This is a genomic window from Geomonas paludis (genome assembly GCF_014193585.1).
GTDB lineage: Bacteria > Desulfobacterota > Desulfuromonadia > Geobacterales > Geobacteraceae > Geomonas > Geomonas paludis.
Map to the genome: position 1 here is coordinate 361,636 of NZ_BLXY01000002.1, position 16,990 is coordinate 378,625.

Consider the following 16,990-nt stretch of genomic DNA (forward strand, 5'->3'; position numbering starts at 1 on the left):
AAACCGCCCCCAGCAACCAGCCGTTTTCGCAGGGTTTTATCTCGACGTCGTTGGCACGGATATTGGAACTACGGTCAGGTGTTTCGATGTCAATGCAATCGGGAGAAGACCATGGACCAACAGTACTGCATCATCAACCAGTGCCTCCAGCTGCTCAAGCAAAGCGATCTGCCCACCATCAAGAAGCTGCGTGTCGAGATACAGCTGATCCAGATGAAACGTCTGCTTTTGAACGACCGGCTCACCAACGACATGGTCACGGGGGCGTGCGGCGAGGATGTCTTCGAGGGGCTTTTGAACCAGATGCGCAGGATCTGCGGCGAAGGGTCCCAGGGGGATGCGCTAACGGACCTGATGGAGAGGATCGGCGGGATGCTGACCGTGCTGGGCGGAGAGCACGCCCACCACTGAGGCCGGGGCGACCGGGAGCACCACCGTCGCCACGGTCCCCCTGCCGACGGTGGAGTCGAGCTGCAGCCGGCCCCCGTGCTCGGACACGATGAACTGCGAGATGTACAGCCCAAGCCCGCTGCCGCCCAACTCGAGCTTGGTGGAGTAGAAGGGTTCGAACAGGCGCTCCATGGTCTCCGGGGCGATGCCGGCCCCGTTGTCGCGCACCTCGACCACCACCTCCCCCTTCCCTGCCTCATGGCGGGTACTGAGATGAACCTCGCCGCTCCCCCCCGGACAGGACTGCATGGCGTTGAGGATCAGGTTGATGAGCACCTGCTCGATCTGCTGCTGGCTTCCGGCGATGGCCGGGATCGAGGTCCCCAAAGAGGTGTGCAGCTGCACGTCCCGTTTCATCTGGCAGGCGAGCACGGAAAGGGCCGCCGTGACCGCGCTGTTGATCTCCAGCCTCTGGCGCAGCTGTCCCCCTCCCCCCACCCCGTAATCCCGCAGCCCCTGCACCACCTGGGCGATCCGTTCCGAGTTCTCCACGATCTTGCCCGCATTCTCCGTGAGCACCAGCCGCGCCTTCTGGTACGGCACCCCGCCCAGGTAGAATTCCCCCTCTTCCTGCCATACCCCGTCCAGCAGGGGGAGGGCGTCGGCCAGCATCTTGCCGATCATGTGGCCGGAAAAGCGTATCGAGGCGTTGGGGTTGTTGATCTCGTGCGCCATGGAGGAAAGGAGCAGGCCCAGCGAGGTCATCTTGTTGGTCTGGATCAGCCGGGCCATGACCCGTTTCTTCTCCTCCTGCACCTCCAGCCTCATGGCGCGCAGCAGTTCGTCCTGCAGCGCCAGGTTTTCCAGTTCGCGCAGCTCCAGGGAGGCCGCCATGGCGTTGATGGCGTTGGCGGCCCGGGCCAGTTCGTCGTCGCCGTCGAGGTCGACCCGGGCGGAGAGGGTGCCGTTGCCGATCTTCTCGATTCCCGCCAGGAGCAGGTTGAAGGAGCTGGTGACCCTTTTCAGGATCTGGTAGCACAAAAGGGAGACCAAGATCCAGAACAGGGTGCCGATGGCCAGCGAGGCGGCCACCAGGGTGACCAGCCGCTCCCGCGCCCCGGAGGTGTCCAGTTTCAGGCGCACCTCGCCGATGACCCGCTGCTCGGTCCCCTGGGGCTGCCCCAAAAGCGCCGACTCAGGAGAGAGGACACCGCTTGGGGAGCTGATGGGGACCTGCATGTCGATCACGTCCCCGGCGACGGTCTGGGTTTTCACCTGCTGTGCCAGCAGCTTTCCCTCGCGATCGACGATGGAGACCGACAGGACGGAGGGGTAGCGCGCAGTTCCCTCGGCCAGGATCCCCAAGGCCTCGCGGTTTTCGGCAAAAAGCGGCAGGCGCGCGTTCTGGGCCAGCACTGTCGCCAGCAGCTTCCCTTCCCGCTCCATGTTGGAGCGGTAGGCGTTCAACTCGGTGAGAACATAGAAGGTGACGAAGGCGGCGGTCAGAAGCGCTATGGTGCCGGTGAAGATCAGGTAGAGCCGGAACCGGAAGCTCTTGGCGTACGGCGGCAGGCGCAGTTTCCTTCTTTTCATGTCAGCGCCCCACCACGGTGTTCAGTTTCAACTGGCGCACCACCCCGTCGTTGGTCCTGGTGACCACCCGTCGCGGCGGGTCCCCCCACTCTTCGGGCTGGTTCCCGTCCAGCACGTTCTGCGCCAGTTCGGCCAGTTGCCGCCCGATGTCGTAGCGGTCGATGGTCAGCGCGACCGCCCCCCCCATGGAGAGGTAGACGTCGGCGAAGGTGACCACCGGCACCCGCTCCGCCTGGGAAAAGAGGAAGTAGGCCTCGGTGGAGACCGGGGAGACCGCCGTGGTGTCGGGGAGCATCCAGAGCGCGTCCACCTTCCCCTTCAGCGAGGCGAGCATGGCCGGCGTCTCCTTGGCGGCGTGCACCTCGCGCAACACCAGCTTGATACGGCTGCGCGCGGCCATGCCAAGGGCGCGCTTCACGTAGGCGCCGCTGCGGGCCGGGTCGTAGAGCACGCCGACCCGTTCGCACCCCATCTCCTCCAGGACCGACAGGTACTTGCCCGGATCGAGCAGCATGGTGACGCCCCCCGCCAGGCGGCGCGGCTTGGCGTTCAGGGCCATCATGTAGACCACGGGCGTCGCGTGCTGTTTTTGAGCCAGTTCCAGGGCGCGGTCCCCGACCGCCACGATCAGCTTGGGGTGTTCCTCGCGGTTGATGCGGGTCAGGTCGAGCTCGGCGTAGTCGGTGAGGACGATGCGTCGCACCGAGCCGCGGTAGTCGCGCTTGAAGCCGCGCACCGCCTCGTCGTACCCCTTGTCGTGCATGGACTGGAGCAGCAGCACATCGTAGGCCAGGGCGAGGGTGGGGACCAGGGTGAAGAAGAGCAGGAGCAGGAGTCTCAGAAGTGACATCTTACCCCCGCTTCCGCCCAGCGCCCCGTGTTCTTGTAGAGGTCGGAGACGTACTGCTTGCCGTCGAAGATGTTCCTGAGCGAGCCGAAGATTTCCACCGCCCCGAACTGGGGGTACTCAAAGGTCTTGCTGAGGTGCAGATCCCACAGGACCCCCCCGCTCTTGCCGGCAGGCGCGTTCCAGTCGATGTAGTAGCCGGTCAGCTGCGCCTGCAGCTGCGACGGGTCCCGGTAGTGCAGGCCGAGCTTCAGGGTGTGCCTGGGTATGGAGCTCAGCTCCGGACCGTCGTCGCCCTCGGTGGCATGGATGTAGGTGTAGCCGGCGCCAAGCGAGGTGTTGAGGAGCGGGACGGTGCGCAGTTCGAACTCTCCCCCCTGCTTGAGCTGCCGTTTCTTGACCACGCGCCCCCATTCGTTGCTCAGGACGTCCCAGGTGTCGTTTCTGAACAGGGTGGCCTTGAGCCAGAGATAGGGGATCTCGCCCGATTCGAAGCCCAGTTGGGAGGTCCAGACCTTTTCGGTGGCATCGCCGCGGTTCAAGGAGGTGAGACTGTACCCCCGGGCGGTATAACCGCGCAACAGGCTGTTTTCGCTCAAGGCGTAGGTGATGCCGAAGCTCGGGCTGAAGCGGTTGCCGCCGAAGCCGGTCCAGTCGAAGCGGGCACTGGGGGTGATGGCGAAGTTGCCGAGGCTGAAGGTGTCGTTGAGGTAGACGCCGAGCCGGTCCGCGCTCTTGTCCTGCTCGCCGGGCAGCTGCCCGCCCCGCAACAGGACCCGCACGTGGTCGTAGTCCACCCCGGCCACGACCAGCTGCCAGTCCCCCTGCCAGGAAAGTTTCAGGGTGCCGCCGGTGCTGTCGTCGTCCTCCAGGCCCCTCTGCAGCACGTTACGGGTCGCGGAGCTGACCACGAACATCTCCATGACGCTCTGCCGTGTTCTCACTGCTGCATCGAGGGAAAGACGGTTGTCCAGCGGCAACTGCAGGGCAAGCGAAGATATCAGCTCGTGCTTCTGGTCGTTGACGTGGAAGTTAGGGAAATCAAGGATGCCGGTCTTCTTGTTGGTATAGAGAGTGGAGAGGGTAACCCCTCCACGCACCGGGAGTTCGTAATGCAGCTTGCCGTACAGACTGTCGAGGTTGGACTGGTTGTTCGGGCGCAGCCCGTCCGAGCGCAGCTTGCCGGCGGAGAGGTAGTAGCCGAGCCGGTCCACCGTGCCGCTCCCTTCGATGCGTCCATCCACCGTCTCCCGGGTCCCGAAGGAGCCCGAGACCGTGCCCCCGTAGGCGCTGTCCTGCTGCGGCATCTTGGTGATCACGTTGATGACGCCGCCCAGGGCGCTCCCCCAGGAACTGGACGCGGCCCCCTTGACGATCTCGATCCGGTCGATGATCGCGGCCGGGATGGCGGCCAGGTCAGGGAAATTGTCGGCGAGGCTGTTGATGGGGACGTTGTCGATCAGGACCAGCACGTGGTCGAAGTCGGAGCCCTGTATCTCTATGTTGGTGTTGGTGCCGGGGGTGCCGATTATCTCCAGCTGGACACCGGTGATGCTGTAGAGGATTTCGGGCAGGGTGTGCGCGTTCAGGGCCGCGATCTCTTCCGCAGTGACGACGGTGATGTTTTCCGCTGTTTGGGAAGCGGGTCGGGGCGACCGGCTCGCCGACACCAACTCGGCCCCGCCACCGTTGAAAAGCTCAACCGTACTCAGGTCGTCGTCACAGGTGGCCGGCACCACTGTCAGCAGGCAGAGCGCCACAGTCAGCAGTATCGGCCTGACTGCGTCGTACACTGACAAAAACGGGGACGTCTTCCTCACACGCCTCTCCTCATAAAAAAAATCAAATTTATTATTGCAGACAATTTAAACTTTTGTTAATTTATCACAGCAGGTTAAATAAGTCCAAGGTTTTTACCACATCAAAGGAGGAAACCGCTATGGCAACAGAAAATCTGGCAGTGGAGATTCTCGATGAGGGCAACAACATGTCTGAGTCTGTGACGAACGGGTTGGGGTGCTGCTTCTATATGTACATCTGGGCCAGCCCGTTATGACAAACCCCTTGTCTCGCCTTCCTCCCAGGCGGAAGGCGAGACTCTGTACCATGCCGCCTAGATAGGATTTCCGTCCGCAAAATCGACGTTGCCACACAGGTGTCAATCACCATGAGACTTTCCAGCTACCTGAAGATCTTCCCCTCCCCCGACCGTCCCGGTCACGTCCTCCTCTACTCGACCCTGCGCGGCTCGGTCGCCGCGATCTCCTCGGAGACGCTGGCGGCCCTGCAAGCGGGTGACGTTCCCGCCGCCGGCTGCGAGGCGCTGACCCGACTGGGCATGCTGGTAGAAGACCCCGTTGCCGAAAAGGAGACGATGCGCGGCCTGATCGCGCGCGCCAACGCCGAGGCGCGCGAATTCAAGGTTTCCGTGGTCCTGAATCTCGACTGCAACCTCGACTGCGGCTACTGCTTCGAAGGGGAGTTCCGCTGCGGCCACTACATGTCGGAGCAGACCGCCGACCTCCTGGTGCAGACGCTGGTGCGGGACCGGGTCGCCCGGGGATGGGATCTCACCGTTTCCTTTTACGGTGGCGAGCCGCTCCTGTCGCTGGACCTGATCCTGCGCATCTCGCAGCAGCTGCACGATGCCGCCCAAAGCCACGGCGTCAGGTACGCCTTCACCCTGGTTACCAACGGCACCCTCCTGGACAGAAGCACCGCGTTGCGGCTGCTCCCCCTGGGCCTGCAGGGGGCGAAGTTCACCCTGGACGGCCCGCAGGAGATTCACGACGTCCAGCGCCCCTACGCCTCCGGCGCCGGGAGCTTCGACGTGGTGGCGGGAAACCTCGCCCAGGTCTGTAACCTCATCTCGATCCAACTGGGAGCCAACTTCAAGCGCGACAACTACCGGGAGTTTCCGCGCCTTTTGGACCAGCTCCCCCTGTACGGCATCACTCCCGACCAGCTGGCCGTGGTGATGTTCACGCCGGTCATGTCCACCGGCGCCTGCGCGGATTTCAACTCGGGGTGTGCCATATCGGAGGAGCCGTGGCTTTTGGAGGCGATTCCGTTTTTGCGCGAGGCGACTCTGGCGCGCGGGTATCGCGCCCCGTCGCCCAAGCCGTCGGCCTGCATCGTGGAACTGGACAACTCGCTGGTGATCGACTGCACCGGGAAGTTCTACAAGTGCCCTGCGTTCATGGGGTGGGAAGAGCTGAGTGTCGGCAGCCTGACGGAGGGGTTACGGGATTTCGGAGTTTCGCATGGAATCGGGAATTGGCAGCAGGAGGCCTGCCTTGAGTGCAGCTACCTCCCACTTTGCTTCGGTGGCTGCCGGCTGGTGACCAAACTGCAGGATAAGGCATTGACCGAGGTGGACTGCCGGCGCACGTTCTACGACGCCACCCTGGAACAGACCGTGCTGCAGAACCTCACCTACCTGGCACCCAGGAAAAAGGCGGCCGCCCAGAGCGCTCCGCCCCCGGTCGCCGCACCTTCCTACTGACGCTCCTGTTTCAACCTCTTGTTCAGGGTCGGCCTGGTAAGTCCCAAAAGCTCCGCCGCCTGGGTCTGGTTGCCGTTGGTCAGTTTCATGGCCTCGGCAATCAGGTACTCCTCCACCTGCATCACCGTGGGAAATCTCCCGAACACCGAAAACAAGGCGTTGCCGCCGCATTCGACCGGCTGCGCCGCCCGGACCGGCACCGCCGCCACCCCCGGGAAGTCCGCGACCGACAAGGGCGCCCCCTCGTTGCAGGTGACCGCGTGGTGCACCATGTTGTACAGCTCGCGCACGTTACCCGGGTACCGGCACTGCTGCAGGGCCGCGATTACGGTCTGCGGCACCCTGGGAGCCGGCTTCCCCTGCTGCGCCGCGATCTGGTGCACGAAGTAATCCACCAGTGCCTCGATGTCCTCGAGGCGCTCGCGCAAGGGGGGCACCCGGAACTCGTGGGCGCACAGGCGGTAGTAGAGGTCGTTTCGGAAGGTCCCGGCGGCGCGCAGGGCGGCGAAGTCCATATTGGAGGCGGCCACGATCCGGGCGTCGCTTTTGAGCAGCAGGTCCGAACCGAGCCGGTAGTACTCCCTTTCCTGCAAAAGCCGCAACAGCTTGATCTGGGAGGCGAGGTTCAGGTCGCCGATCTCGTCCAGGAACAGCGTGCCGCCGGCGGCGGCGCTGATGAGACCGTCGCGCTTGCTGTCGGCGCCGGTGAAGGCCCCCTTCTTGTGTCCGAAGAGGGTGTCGGAGAACATGAAATCGTCGAGCCCTGCGGCGTTGAGCGAGATGAAAGGCCCCGGCACACCCGAGACCGCGTGCACCGCGCGCGCCAGCAGTTCCTTGCCCACCCCGGTCTCACCGGTGATGAGGACCGGCAGACGGGAGCTGGCGATGGCCTCGATGTACTGGAAGATGCCGCGCATCTTCTTGGACGTGGTGATGATGCCGGCGAAGGCGTCCGGGTTGCCCAGGGTGTCCGCCAGCAGGTAGTCCTTGAGCTTGCGGTTTTGCTGCCCGAGCTCGCTCACCTGGAGCGCCTTCTTGACGCTGGCCACCAGGCGGTTGGGGTCCACCGGCTTGGTGAGGAAGTCGAAGGCCCCCTGGCGCATGCAGGTCACCGCGGTCTCCACGTCCCCCATCGCGGTCATCACGATCACCGGGATCTCCGGGTGCTCCACGGTCAGGCTCTGCAGGATCTCGGCGCCGGTCACGTTGGGCATGACCCAGTCCAGGATCACCGCGCTCACCTTGTGCTCCCGGACGTAGCGGATCACCTGGCGGCTGTCGGAGATGGTCGCCACCCCGGGGATGTCGCTCGAGGCGAGCAGCAGCGACACCTCGGTGAGGATCCCCGGCTCGTCGTCCACGAGCAGCGTGTGTTGTTGTGTGGTCATCGTGGCTGTCATTGCACCGCCCAGGCTAGAAGTGTCTATTTAAAGGATTCACATCATATCCGTTCGCGGGGCGATATTCAACTGTTTCTTGACCAGGTTCGCAAAACCTGACGCCGACGGCAGCGCGACGGTGTTGCAATTCCGGACGAAATGGGCATAATCTAAACCCTTGATCCGAACCATCACCCATTGGGAGGCGTGCCTTGAACCCCAGAGCTCTCCTTGAGAAATACTTCCACAACAACAGCCAGGGGCTGGAAATCGTCTACCGGCACAGCCGCCGCGTCGCCGACAAGGCGCTCGCCATCGCCGCACGCGGCGGCAGAAGCGAAGCCGAACTGCTCTTCATCGAGGAAGCGGCCCTTCTGCACGACATCGGCGTCGCCCGCACCTACTCCCCCAGGCTCAACTGCTTCGGCAAGGCGCCCTACATCTGCCACGGCGTCATCGGCCGGCAGATGCTGGACTCCGAGGGACTGCCGCAGCACGCCCTGGTCTGCGAGCGCCACATCGGCGTCGGCCTCACCGCCCGCGACATCGTGGACCAGAAGCTGCGCCTGCCGCTGCGCGAGATGTCACCGGTCACCGACTGCGAGCGCATCGTGGCCCTGGCCGACCTCTTCTACTCCAAAAAAGGGGGGGAACTGGACCTGGAGAAAAGCACGGACCAGGTGAGGTCCGACCTGCTCCGCTTCGGACAGGAGAAGGTGCGCATCTTCGAGAGCTGGCTGCGCGAGTTCAGCCTCGACGGCGCCGCCCCCGCCCCATCTAATTAGCTCCCCGCCCCTTTCCGGCCAACGAAGTGTGCTATACTGTAAGCGCCCAGCCTCACTGGGCATTTTCCGGGATAGCGCACCTGTTACGCCCCCGGTCTATCATGTGCTTGCCACGGTAGGTGTTTTCATGGGTAAACCGCTCCGCGTGCTGATTGTGGAAGACTCCGAGGACGACGCCCTGCTCCTCATCTTCGAGTTGCGCCGCGGCAACTACGCGCCGGTCTCCCGGCGGGTGGAGAGCGCCGAGGCCATGCGCAGGGCGCTGGAGGAGGAGGACTGGGACCTGGTGGTCTCGGACTACGTCCTCCCCGGCTTCACGGGGCTGGAAGCACTGCAGGTGCTGCGCGACTCCGGTCTGGACATCCCCTTCATCATCGTTTCCGGCAAGATCGGCGAAGACACCGCGGTGGGCGCCATGAAGGAAGGGGCCAACGACTACCTGATCAAGGGGAACACCTCACGCCTGATCCCGGCCATCGAGCGCGAGATGCAGGAAGCGCAGGTGCGCCGCAAGAAGCGCGAGGCGGAAGCGGCGCTGGTAAGGAGCGAACGGCGCTACAAGAGGCTGGTGGCCGCCGTCACCGACTACATCTACACGGTCACCATCAGCGAAGGCAACGTGACCAGGACCTCGCACGGCCCGGGCTGCCTCTCGGTCACCGGCTACAGCGACGAGGAGTACCAGGAAAACCCCTTTCTCTGGTACCAGATGATCCACGAGGAGGACCGCCCCGCCGTGACCAGCCTGACCGAGGAGCTGCGCGCCGGCAAGGAGATCCCTTCGGTCGAGCACCGGATCCGGCACAAGGACGGCTCGCTGCGCTGGGTCATCAACACGGTCGTGCCGCGCTACAGCGAGCAGGGGGACCTGATCGCCTACGACGGCCTGATCTCGGACATCTCCGAGCGCAAACAGGCCGAGGAGTCGCTGCGGGTGCAAAGCGCCGCCCTGGAGGCGGCGGCCAACGCCATCGTGATCACCGACAGCAACGGGCTGGTGCTCTCGGTCAACGAGGCCTTCACCAGGATGACCGGCTACACCAAGGAGGAGTCCGTCGGGCGCGACCTGGGTTTTCTCAAATCGGACCGGCAGGACCCCGCCCTGTACCAGGACCTTTGGTCCACCATCATGGCCGGCAAGATCTGGCACGGCGAGCTGGTGAACCGGCGCAAGAACGGCGAGCTCTACCCCGAGGAACAGACCATCACGCCGGTCCTGGACCCGGACGGCCACATCAAGCACTTCATCTGCATCAAGCAGGACATCACCGAGCGCAAGCTGGCGGAACAGGCCCTCTTGCAGAACACCAGCATGCACAAGGAGATGGAGATCGCCAGGCAGATCCAGCTCTCGCTGCTGCCCGCCGCGCCGCCGCTTCTGACCGGTATCGACTGCGCCGGGCGCTGCGTGCCGGCCAGCCACATCGGCGGCGACTACTACGATATCCTGCTGCACGGCGAACGGCTCGACCTGGTGATCGCGGACGTCTCCGGGCACAGCGTGGGGGCGGCGCTGATCATGGTGGAAACGCGCAGCGTGCTGCGGGCCCAGATGCCTGCGCTGGACGGCCCCGCCCAGGTGGTGGCGGCCCTGAACGAGATCCTGCACGACGACCTCTCCCGCGCCGAACTGTTCATCACCATGTCCTACCTGAGCTACCACAGGACCTCCGGCAGGCTGCGCTACAGTAACGCCGGCCACCCCCCGCCCCTGCTCTACCGCCCCGGCGAGGAGCGCTTCTTCGAACTGGATGCGGAGGGGCTCATCCTGGGGGTGCAGCGCAGGGTCGCCTTCGACGAACCGGTCATGCAGGTGGAAAAAGGGGACCTGCTGCTGCTCTACACCGACGGCATCACCGAGACCCAGAGCCGCTCGGGAGAGCTGTTCGGAGTACAGCGGCTGAAGGGGGTGCTGGCCCGCGAGTACCGCAAACCGTCCGCAGCCATCATCGACGCCACGCTCGATGCCTTGCGCGCCTTCACCGGCAACACCGCCTTCGACGACGACATCTCCATGCTCCTGCTCAAATTTATCCCCTGAGTCATCTCCCCTTCCCGTATTACTTTTCTTGACGGCACGCTCCGTGATGGTGTAAACATACGCCATTCCATCGAAACAGGGGTGTGCACATGGCGAAAAAGATCTTCGTTGCGGCGACCGGACAAAACTGTGGCAAGACGACCATCAGCATTTCGCTCATGCACCAGGCCAGGAAGAAGTACCAGCGGGTCGGTTTCGTGAAACCGTTCGGCCCCAAGGTGCTGCTCTACGACGACTTCATGGTGGACATGGACGCCCTGCTCATGGCCAAGGCGTTCGGACTGGAAGAGGACATCGCGCTGATGTCGCCGGTGGCGCTGTACCGGGATTTCACCAAGGATTACCTGGCGGGGAAGCTGGACGACCTCTCCCTGGCCGACTGCATCCTGGAGGCGGTGCGGGAGCTGGAGCAGAAATACGACTTCCTGATCATCGAGGGGGCGGGACATGGCGGCGTCGGCGCCGTGATCGGCCTCTCCAACGCCAAGGTAGCCAAGCTGATCGGCGCGCCGGTCATGATCGTGAGCGAGAGCGGCATCGGCAAGGTGATCGACGCGGTGCACCTGAACCTGGCCCTGTACGAACGGGAAGGTGCGGACGTGAGGGGGATCATCGTCAACAAGATGAAGCCCAGCAAGAAGGAAGTCACCACCAAGTACCTGAAGCGCGCCTTCGAGCCGCAGATCAAGGTAATCGACGGCTTCAACTACTCGCCGATCCTCGCCAACCCGACCCTGAGCCACATCTCCAAGCTTTTCGACCTGCCGCTGCAGGGGAACATCAACGAGAAAAGCAGGATCATCCACAACATCCAGCTGGGCGCCGCCTCTTCGCAGCGGGTGATCGACGGGCTGCTCGATTCGACCCTGATGATCGTAACCAGCTCCCGTGACGAACTGATCGTCACCCTCTCTTCGCTGTACCACATCCCCGCCTACAAGGAGAAGATTGCCGGGCTGGTAATCTCCGGGCACGTGCCGGTGTCGGAGGTGAGCCAGCAGATCCTGCACGACTCGCACATCCCCTACATCCGGGTCGAGGAGACCACGGCCGAAGTCTTCACCGCGCTCTCCGACGACGTGGCCAAGATCACCTACGAAGACCAGGAGAAACTGAACTGGATCATGGCCAACGCCGAGCGCGACGTGGACTTCGCGGCCATCGATGCGCTGCTGTAAAACAAAAACAGGGGCTGGGGACCCCCTTGCTCCCAGTCCCCAGCCCCTACTCCCCTAGTCCCCTGCTTTAAAGGGGACTGGCACCTGGCGGAGCCAGTCCCCCTAGTCCCTAGCCCCTGCCTTTAAATCTTGTTCCCCGGAGGCTTCGTGGGTATCTCCTGCTCCTTCTGGCACTCGACGCAGTACGGGGTGAAGGGCATCAGCTTCAGCCGCGGCAAGCCGATCGGCTGGCCGCACCCCTCGCACGTGCCGTAGGTCCCCAGTTCCACACGCCGCTGCGCTTCCTCCAACGCGGTAAGCTGCTGCCGCCTGATGTCGGCCACGGCGAGCCCGGCGTCGGAGAGCACGTCCAGCATGCTCTTCTCACCCGGGTCCTGCGGTATGTCGTACTGGGTCGCCAGGTCCTCCCCGGTCTGTGCAAAAACCTCGTCGCGCAGGTCGGCCCAGAGCCGGCGTTTATACTCCGCCAGCAGGTTACTGAATTCGAGCTGATCACCTTCCAGTTTTTCCGGCATGTCATCCTCCTAGAACCGGAAGCCGCCCCCGGCCCCGGCGCCTTGCCACATGAGGGGAAATCACCACATCAGGGAACGTCCTCGACGTCGCACAACGGACAGAAGAGTTCGCCGCTCTCCTTGTCCCGTTGCAGCGGCGAGCCGCAGATGGCGCACACCTCCGTCGCATCTTTTACCACCACCGGCCGGTCCTTCAGGATGTCTTCTTCCACACTTACCCTTCTCATAAGGCCTCCTTTGGCTGAACGGCTGCGACCAAAACAGGGCAAAGTATATCGTAAAAACAAGAAAGGGCTTGAAATACCCCTCTTTTCCCAGGGTAACCAAGCCCGATGTTGTTTTTGTGCCGCCCGTTGCCCAACCCGGGATCAGCAGCCGCTCCCCAGGGGGAAACCGGCGTCGATGCAGTCGAGGAATTCCACAACCGCGGCATCCTGCCTGCGCTCGCTCTTCACCACGACGCTGCGCCGGCGCGACTGCTCGAATCCGGCAACGACGTGCGCCAGCAGTTGCCCGGACTCAAGTTCCCGGGCGGCGATGCTGCGCGAGAGGAAGGAGACTCCGCCTCCGGAAAGGACGGTCTCCAGCGCCAGGCGGAGGTCATCGACCACGACCACGGCCTTGAAGTCATCGACGCTGCGGCCGCAGCGCGCGAGGTTCAGGTCCAGCAGGCGCCGCGAGGTGCAGTCGGGTTTGCGGGCAATGAGGCAGCAGTGGAAAAGCCGCTCCAACTCCACCTCGCCGGCGGGGAGTCCCAGCGACGGCGCGCTGACAAAGACCAACTGGTCGCTGGGAAGCTCCACGATGTCGAAGCCGGGCACCTCCATCGCCTCGCAGTGCTCGATCACCGCCAGGTCGAATTCGTTCTCCTGCAGCTCCTTCACGGCGCGGTCCAGCGAGTGGAACATGAAACGGAGGTCGACGTTGTCGGCCTTGCGGGACATGAACTTTTCCATCACCTGCGGCAGGAACCCCACCCCGAAAGTAGGGGTACAGCAGATGGCCAGGCGCGTCTTTTCCCCCCTGAGCTTCAGGTCATTGGCGAGCTGCGCCTCCAAAAGCAGGATCTGCTCGGCCCGTTGCACCACGAGCCGCCCGGCCTCGGTCAACAACAGCAGTTTCCCGGAGCGGTCCACCAACTGGCAGCCGTAGTGGTCCTCCAGGTATTTGATGCGCTGCGACACCGCCGACTGCGTGATCGAGAGATCGGTCGCGGCCTTGGAAAAGCTTCCCACCTGCCCTAACACCACCAGCGTTTTCAGATACTCTGTCTGCATTCAATTCGACCTATATATGAGAATATCGATTCGGGTATACGCTTATAGCACGCGACGCTCGGGCAAGGCAAGGTTCCTTTCCGGTAAATCGACACACAGTAGAAACTGTCTAGATTATCGACGCAATTGCCGCACAACTTGAGTGGAAACATTGAGGGGACAAAAAATGCCGGATGGGGAGAACCATCCGGCTTGGGGGCGGGCGCGCGTGTCAGGCGGGGAGGTCAGGTCTCCCGGTACTCGATCTCGTCGCCGAGGTAGTTGCGCACGGTAAGACGGCTGCCGTCGGGGCTGAAGCGGGCCGAGGCGACTTCCACCTTCCCCTTCCCCCCGGGGAGATCGATGACGTAGTGCGGCACGGCGAGACCGGAGGTGTGGCCGCGCAGGGCGGCCATGACCGTGATGCCGTCGGCGACCCTGGTCCTGAAGTGGGCGGTCCCCTGCACCAGGTCCATCTGGTGGATGTAGTAGGGACGCACCCGGATGGCCAGCAGGCGCTGCATCAGGTCGCGCATCACCTGCGGGTCGTCGTTGACCCCCTTCAGGAGCACGCTCTGGTTGCCGAGTTGGATGCCGGCGTCCGCCAGCCGCGCGCAGGCCCGGGCCGACTGCCCGGTGATCTCGCGCGGGTGGTTGAAGTGGGTGTTGACGTAGAGCGGCTGGTGGCGCTTCAGCATGCGGGCAAGCTTCGCGGTCACGCGCTCCGGCAGGGTCACCGGGGCGCGGGTGCCGATCCGGATGATCTCGACGTGCGGGATGCGGCGCAGGGCGGTGAGGATCTGGTCCAGGCGGTCGTCGGAGAGGAGCAGCGGGTCGCCGCCGGAAAGGATGACGTCGCGGATCTGGGGCTGCGAGGCGATGTAGGCCACGGCCTCGTCCACCGGCGCGGGGCTCATCCCCTGGCACCCCACTCCCCTTTTCCTCATGCAGAAGCGGCAGTAGACGGCGCAGGCGGTGGAGACCAGGAACACCACGCGGTCCGGGTAGCGGTGGATCAGGCCGGGGACCGGGGAGAGACGCTCCTCGTCCAGGGGATCGGGGGACTGGGTGAAGTCGTGCAGTTCGGCCGGGTCCGGGACGCACTGGCGCCAGATCGGGTCCCCCGGCTCGCGGATCAGCCCGAGGTAGTACGGGGTGATGCGCATCGGGTAGCGTCGCACCACCTGCGCGAGGTCCTCCCCCTGCGCATGAAAAAGCCCGGCAAGCTCCTCCGGGCTGGTGATGCATTTTTTAAGGCTGTTCTCCCAGGCTTCCATCAGACCTCGAGGGCCCCGATCAGGGAGCGGACGTTGTCGATGCCGTTCTCCACCAGGTACTGCTCCATCTCCCCGGCGATGCGCTGGGCCGCGGAGGGATCGAGGAAGCTGGCGGTGCCGACCTGGATGGCGGTGGCGCCGGCGAGCATGAACTCCAGGGCGTCGCGGCCGTTCATGATGCCGCCGATGCCGATCAGCGGCAGCTGGACCGCTTTCGCCACCTGCCACACCATCCTGAGCGCCACGGGTTTGATGGCGGGACCGGAGAGGCCGCCGGTGACGTTGGCCAGCACCGGGCGGCGCCGGTCGAGGTCGATGGCCATGCCGGTCAGGGTGTTGATGAGCGAGAGCGCGTCGGCGCCGGCGTCGGCGCAGGCCTTCGCCATGAGCACCACGTCGGTGACGTTGGGGGAGAGCTTCACGATGAGCGGCTTGGAGGTGTTCCTCTTCACCAGGGACACCACTTCCTGCGCGGCGCCCGGGTCGGTGCCGAACACGATCCCCCCCTGCTTCACGTTGGGGCAGGAGATGTTGACCTCGATGCCGGCCACGCCGGCCAGGCCGTCCAGGCGGCTCGCCACCTCGCCGTACTCCTCCAGGGTGTTACCGTAGAGGTTCGCGATCACCGGGGTGTTGACGTCCTTGAGGTAGGGAAGCTTCTGCTCGATGAAGGCGTCGATGCCCACGTTCTGCAGGCCGATGGCGTTCAGCATCCCGCCCGGCGTCTCCACGATGCGCGGGGTGGGGTTGCCCGCCTTGGGCTTCAGGGAGAGCCCCTTGGTCACCATGGCCCCGATGCTTTCCAGGTCGAGGTAGTCGGCGAACTCGGCGCCGTAGCCGAAGGTGCCGGAGGCGGTCATCACGGGGTTGCGCATCTGGATCCCGGCGAGGACCACGGACATGTCAGGTCGTTGCATTGCTAACTCCATTGCAGTTCAAAGCTGTCGAAGACGGGACCGTCCTTGCAGACGCAGCGGTAGTCGGGGGTCTCGTCGCTGTGGTTGGCGCCTTTCATGACGCAGCCAAGGCACGCTCCCACGCCGCAGGCCATGTACGCCTCCATGGAAACCTGGCAGGGTACGCCGTGCTTTTGGGACATCTTGGCCACCGCGTTCAGCATCGGCGTCGGGCCGCAGGCGAAGATGCGCATGCCGGAGGCAAGGTGGCGCTCCAGCACCTGGGTCACGAAGCCGCGCTCGCCCAGGGTGCCGTCGTCGGTCGCCACGTAGGTCTCCACGCCGAGCCTCTCGAACTCGGTGATGCAGAGGACGTCGTCGCGGTTGCGTCCGCCGGCGAACAGGCGCACCTTCTCGCCGCGCTCCTTGAGCTCCTTGGCGAGGTAGTACAGCGGGGCCAGGCCCACGCCGCCCCCCACCAGCACCTTCTCCTCACCGGCGGGTCCCATCTGGAACCCCTTGCCCAGGGGGACCAGGAGGTCGACCAGGTCGCCGTGGTGCAGTGCGGCGAGGAGCTTGGTCCCCTTCCCCACCACCTTGTACAGGATTTCGCAGTAAAGCTGGGCGCCGCAGCCGGCGTACTCGGGGACGAAGCTGCCGACGTCGAAGAGGCCGAAGGGACGCCGCAGCAGCGGGTCGATGGCGTCGTTCACCTTCAGCATGACGAACTGCCCGGGGACCGCGCAGGCGAGTTCCTGCGGGGCCGTCATCCTCATCCTGAAGTAATTGGGCGACACCTCGACGTTGGAGATAACCATGGATTTAAACTGCATCGCTTTCCTCTACTTGAGCTATGGATAGGTCCATCAGAATGGCATCGTCGCCATTTTCGTAGTAGTTCTTGCGCCGCCCCACCTCGGCAAAGCCCAGGCGCCGGTACAGCGAGATCGCCTCGTGGTTGCCCACCCGCACTTCCAGGCAGAGCATGCGCAGCGTGTGCCCGCGGCAGAAGGCGACGGCCCAGTCGACCAGCGCGCGGCCGATGCCGCACCCACGACAAGCAGGGTCAACGGCGACGTCGAGGATCTCCGCCTCGTCCAGCACCTGCTTCAGGCAGAGGTAGCCGGCGACCTTGCCGTCAGCGGTCAGCGCCACCATCGGGTAGCTGCCGGGACTCTCCATCTCGTCCAGAAAATGGCGTCGGGTCCAGGGACGGGGGAATGAGGCGGACTCGATTTCAAGCACCGCGTCTAAGTCCTCAATAGACATGGGACGCAGTGTTATTTTCTTCCCCGAGGCTGGCACAGCAAGGCATATTAAGCAAAGGA

The 16,990-nt window shown here is 64.1% G+C and carries 16 protein-coding genes; 5 read left to right on the forward strand and 11 right to left on the reverse strand.

The features are described from left to right. Positions 1–111 precede the first annotated feature (111 nt). Positions 112–411, forward strand: a complete 300-nt coding sequence (locus H7687_RS07105; protein WP_183346363.1) for a hypothetical protein — start codon at positions 112–114, stop codon at positions 409–411. On the opposite strand, the gene H7687_RS07110 is transcribed toward H7687_RS07105, so the two are convergent. Genes H7687_RS07110 through H7687_RS07120 form a run of 3 tightly spaced genes read right to left on the reverse strand, consistent with a single transcriptional unit; the run spans position 343 to position 4,650 of the window. Continuing rightward, complete coding sequence (locus H7687_RS07110) at positions 343–1,983, reverse strand: sensor histidine kinase (RefSeq protein WP_183346364.1); 1,641 nt, start codon at positions 1,981–1,983, stop codon at positions 343–345. The genes H7687_RS07105 and H7687_RS07110 overlap by 69 nt on opposite strands. 1 nt (position 1,984) lies before the next feature. After that, complete coding sequence (locus tag H7687_RS07115; RefSeq protein WP_183346365.1) at positions 1,985–2,833, reverse strand: ABC transporter substrate-binding protein; 849 nt, start codon at positions 2,831–2,833, stop codon at positions 1,985–1,987. Further along, positions 2,821–4,650: a TonB-dependent receptor plug domain-containing protein gene (locus tag H7687_RS07120; protein ID WP_246404679.1), complete on the reverse strand. Its 1,830-nt coding sequence runs from the start codon at positions 4,648–4,650 to the stop codon at positions 2,821–2,823. Before H7687_RS07120 ends, H7687_RS07115 begins: the two co-directional genes overlap by 13 nt. Before the next feature lie 347 nt (positions 4,651–4,997). On the opposite strand from H7687_RS07120, the gene gptM reads away from it, so the two are divergent. Then, positions 4,998–6,335 carry a geopeptide radical SAM maturase gene (gptM, locus tag H7687_RS07125; protein WP_183346366.1) on the forward strand — a complete coding sequence of 446 codons (1,338 nt, stop codon included), beginning with the start codon at positions 4,998–5,000 and terminating at the stop codon, positions 6,333–6,335. Here the strand turns inward: gptM and H7687_RS07130 are convergent. Continuing rightward, positions 6,329–7,723, reverse strand: a complete 1,395-nt coding sequence (locus H7687_RS07130; RefSeq protein WP_183346367.1) for a sigma-54-dependent transcriptional regulator — start codon at positions 7,721–7,723, stop codon at positions 6,329–6,331. The genes gptM and H7687_RS07130 overlap by 7 nt on opposite strands. Before the next feature lie 203 nt (positions 7,724–7,926). Here H7687_RS07130 and H7687_RS07135 point away from each other — a divergent pair, with 203 nt between their 5' ends. From H7687_RS07135 to H7687_RS07145, 3 genes are all read left to right on the forward strand, one after another. After that, the gene (locus tag H7687_RS07135) at positions 7,927–8,499 is read left to right on the forward strand and encodes an HD domain-containing protein (protein ID WP_183346368.1); all 573 of its coding nucleotides are present in this window, start codon (positions 7,927–7,929) and stop codon (positions 8,497–8,499) included. Positions 8,500–8,626: 127 nt separating this feature from the next. Continuing rightward, complete coding sequence (locus tag H7687_RS07140) at positions 8,627–10,540, forward strand: SpoIIE family protein phosphatase (RefSeq protein WP_183346369.1); 1,914 nt, start codon at positions 8,627–8,629, stop codon at positions 10,538–10,540. An 89-nt stretch (positions 10,541–10,629) separates the two neighbouring features. Continuing rightward, the gene (locus H7687_RS07145; RefSeq protein WP_183346370.1) at positions 10,630–11,718 is read left to right on the forward strand and encodes a dethiobiotin synthase; all 1,089 of its coding nucleotides are present in this window, start codon (positions 10,630–10,632) and stop codon (positions 11,716–11,718) included. A gap of 122 nt (positions 11,719–11,840) precedes the next feature. Here the strand turns inward: H7687_RS07145 and H7687_RS07150 are convergent, their stop codons facing one another. The 7 genes from H7687_RS07150 to rimI form a co-directional block, all read right to left on the reverse strand. Further along, positions 11,841–12,233, reverse strand: coding sequence for a TraR/DksA family transcriptional regulator (locus H7687_RS07150; protein WP_183346371.1), 393 nt, complete (start codon positions 12,231–12,233; stop codon positions 11,841–11,843). Between the two features lie 68 nt (positions 12,234–12,301). Next, the gene (locus H7687_RS07155; RefSeq protein ID WP_183346372.1) at positions 12,302–12,460 is read right to left on the reverse strand and encodes an Sjogren's syndrome/scleroderma autoantigen 1 family protein; all 159 of its coding nucleotides are present in this window, start codon (positions 12,458–12,460) and stop codon (positions 12,302–12,304) included. Positions 12,461–12,601: 141 nt separating this feature from the next. Beyond that, complete coding sequence (locus H7687_RS07160) at positions 12,602–13,510, reverse strand: LysR family transcriptional regulator (RefSeq protein WP_183346373.1); 909 nt, start codon at positions 13,508–13,510, stop codon at positions 12,602–12,604. 224 nt (positions 13,511–13,734) lie between these two features. After that, positions 13,735–14,766: a KamA family radical SAM protein gene (locus H7687_RS07165; protein WP_183346374.1), complete on the reverse strand. Its 1,032-nt coding sequence runs from the start codon at positions 14,764–14,766 to the stop codon at positions 13,735–13,737. Further along, complete coding sequence (locus tag H7687_RS07170) at positions 14,766–15,683, reverse strand: dihydroorotate dehydrogenase (RefSeq protein WP_183346375.1); 918 nt, start codon at positions 15,681–15,683, stop codon at positions 14,766–14,768. The genes H7687_RS07165 and H7687_RS07170 overlap by 1 nt, the downstream gene beginning before the upstream one ends. Positions 15,684–15,685: 2 nt before the next feature. Next, positions 15,686–16,495: a dihydroorotate dehydrogenase electron transfer subunit gene (locus H7687_RS07175; RefSeq protein WP_183346376.1), complete on the reverse strand. Its 810-nt coding sequence runs from the start codon at positions 16,493–16,495 to the stop codon at positions 15,686–15,688. Next, entirely contained in the window at positions 16,485–16,907 is a 423-nt protein-coding gene (rimI, locus tag H7687_RS07180) for a ribosomal protein S18-alanine N-acetyltransferase (protein ID WP_308469776.1), read from the reverse strand. The genes H7687_RS07175 and rimI overlap by 11 nt, the downstream gene beginning before the upstream one ends. Positions 16,908–16,990: the final 83 nt, after the last annotated feature.

Excerpts from the sequence above, each read along its gene's own strand:
- H7687_RS07105 (WP_183346363.1), top strand. The coding sequence starts at position 112 with ATGGACCAACAGTACTGCATCATCAACCAGTGCCTCCAGCTGCTCAAG.
- H7687_RS07110 (WP_183346364.1), bottom strand. The coding sequence starts at position 1,983 with ATGAAAAGAAGGAAACTGCGCCTGCCGCCGTACGCCAAGAGCTTCCGG.
- H7687_RS07115 (WP_183346365.1), bottom strand. The coding sequence starts at position 2,833 with ATGTCACTTCTGAGACTCCTGCTCCTGCTCTTCTTCACCCTGGTCCCC.
- gptM (WP_183346366.1), top strand. The coding sequence starts at position 4,998 with ATGAGACTTTCCAGCTACCTGAAGATCTTCCCCTCCCCCGACCGTCCC.
- H7687_RS07130 (WP_183346367.1), bottom strand. The coding sequence starts at position 7,723 with ATGACCACACAACAACACACGCTGCTCGTGGACGACGAGCCGGGGATC.
- H7687_RS07140 (WP_183346369.1), top strand. The coding sequence starts at position 8,627 with ATGGGTAAACCGCTCCGCGTGCTGATTGTGGAAGACTCCGAGGACGAC.
- H7687_RS07145 (WP_183346370.1), top strand. The coding sequence starts at position 10,630 with ATGGCGAAAAAGATCTTCGTTGCGGCGACCGGACAAAACTGTGGCAAG.
- H7687_RS07150 (WP_183346371.1), bottom strand. The coding sequence starts at position 12,233 with ATGCCGGAAAAACTGGAAGGTGATCAGCTCGAATTCAGTAACCTGCTG.
- H7687_RS07155 (WP_183346372.1), bottom strand. The coding sequence starts at position 12,460 with ATGAGAAGGGTAAGTGTGGAAGAAGACATCCTGAAGGACCGGCCGGTG.
- H7687_RS07160 (WP_183346373.1), bottom strand. The coding sequence starts at position 13,510 with ATGCAGACAGAGTATCTGAAAACGCTGGTGGTGTTAGGGCAGGTGGGA.
- H7687_RS07165 (WP_183346374.1), bottom strand. The coding sequence starts at position 14,766 with ATGGAAGCCTGGGAGAACAGCCTTAAAAAATGCATCACCAGCCCGGAG.
- H7687_RS07170 (WP_183346375.1), bottom strand. The coding sequence starts at position 15,683 with ATGCAACGACCTGACATGTCCGTGGTCCTCGCCGGGATCCAGATGCGC.
- H7687_RS07175 (WP_183346376.1), bottom strand. The coding sequence starts at position 16,495 with ATGCAGTTTAAATCCATGGTTATCTCCAACGTCGAGGTGTCGCCCAAT.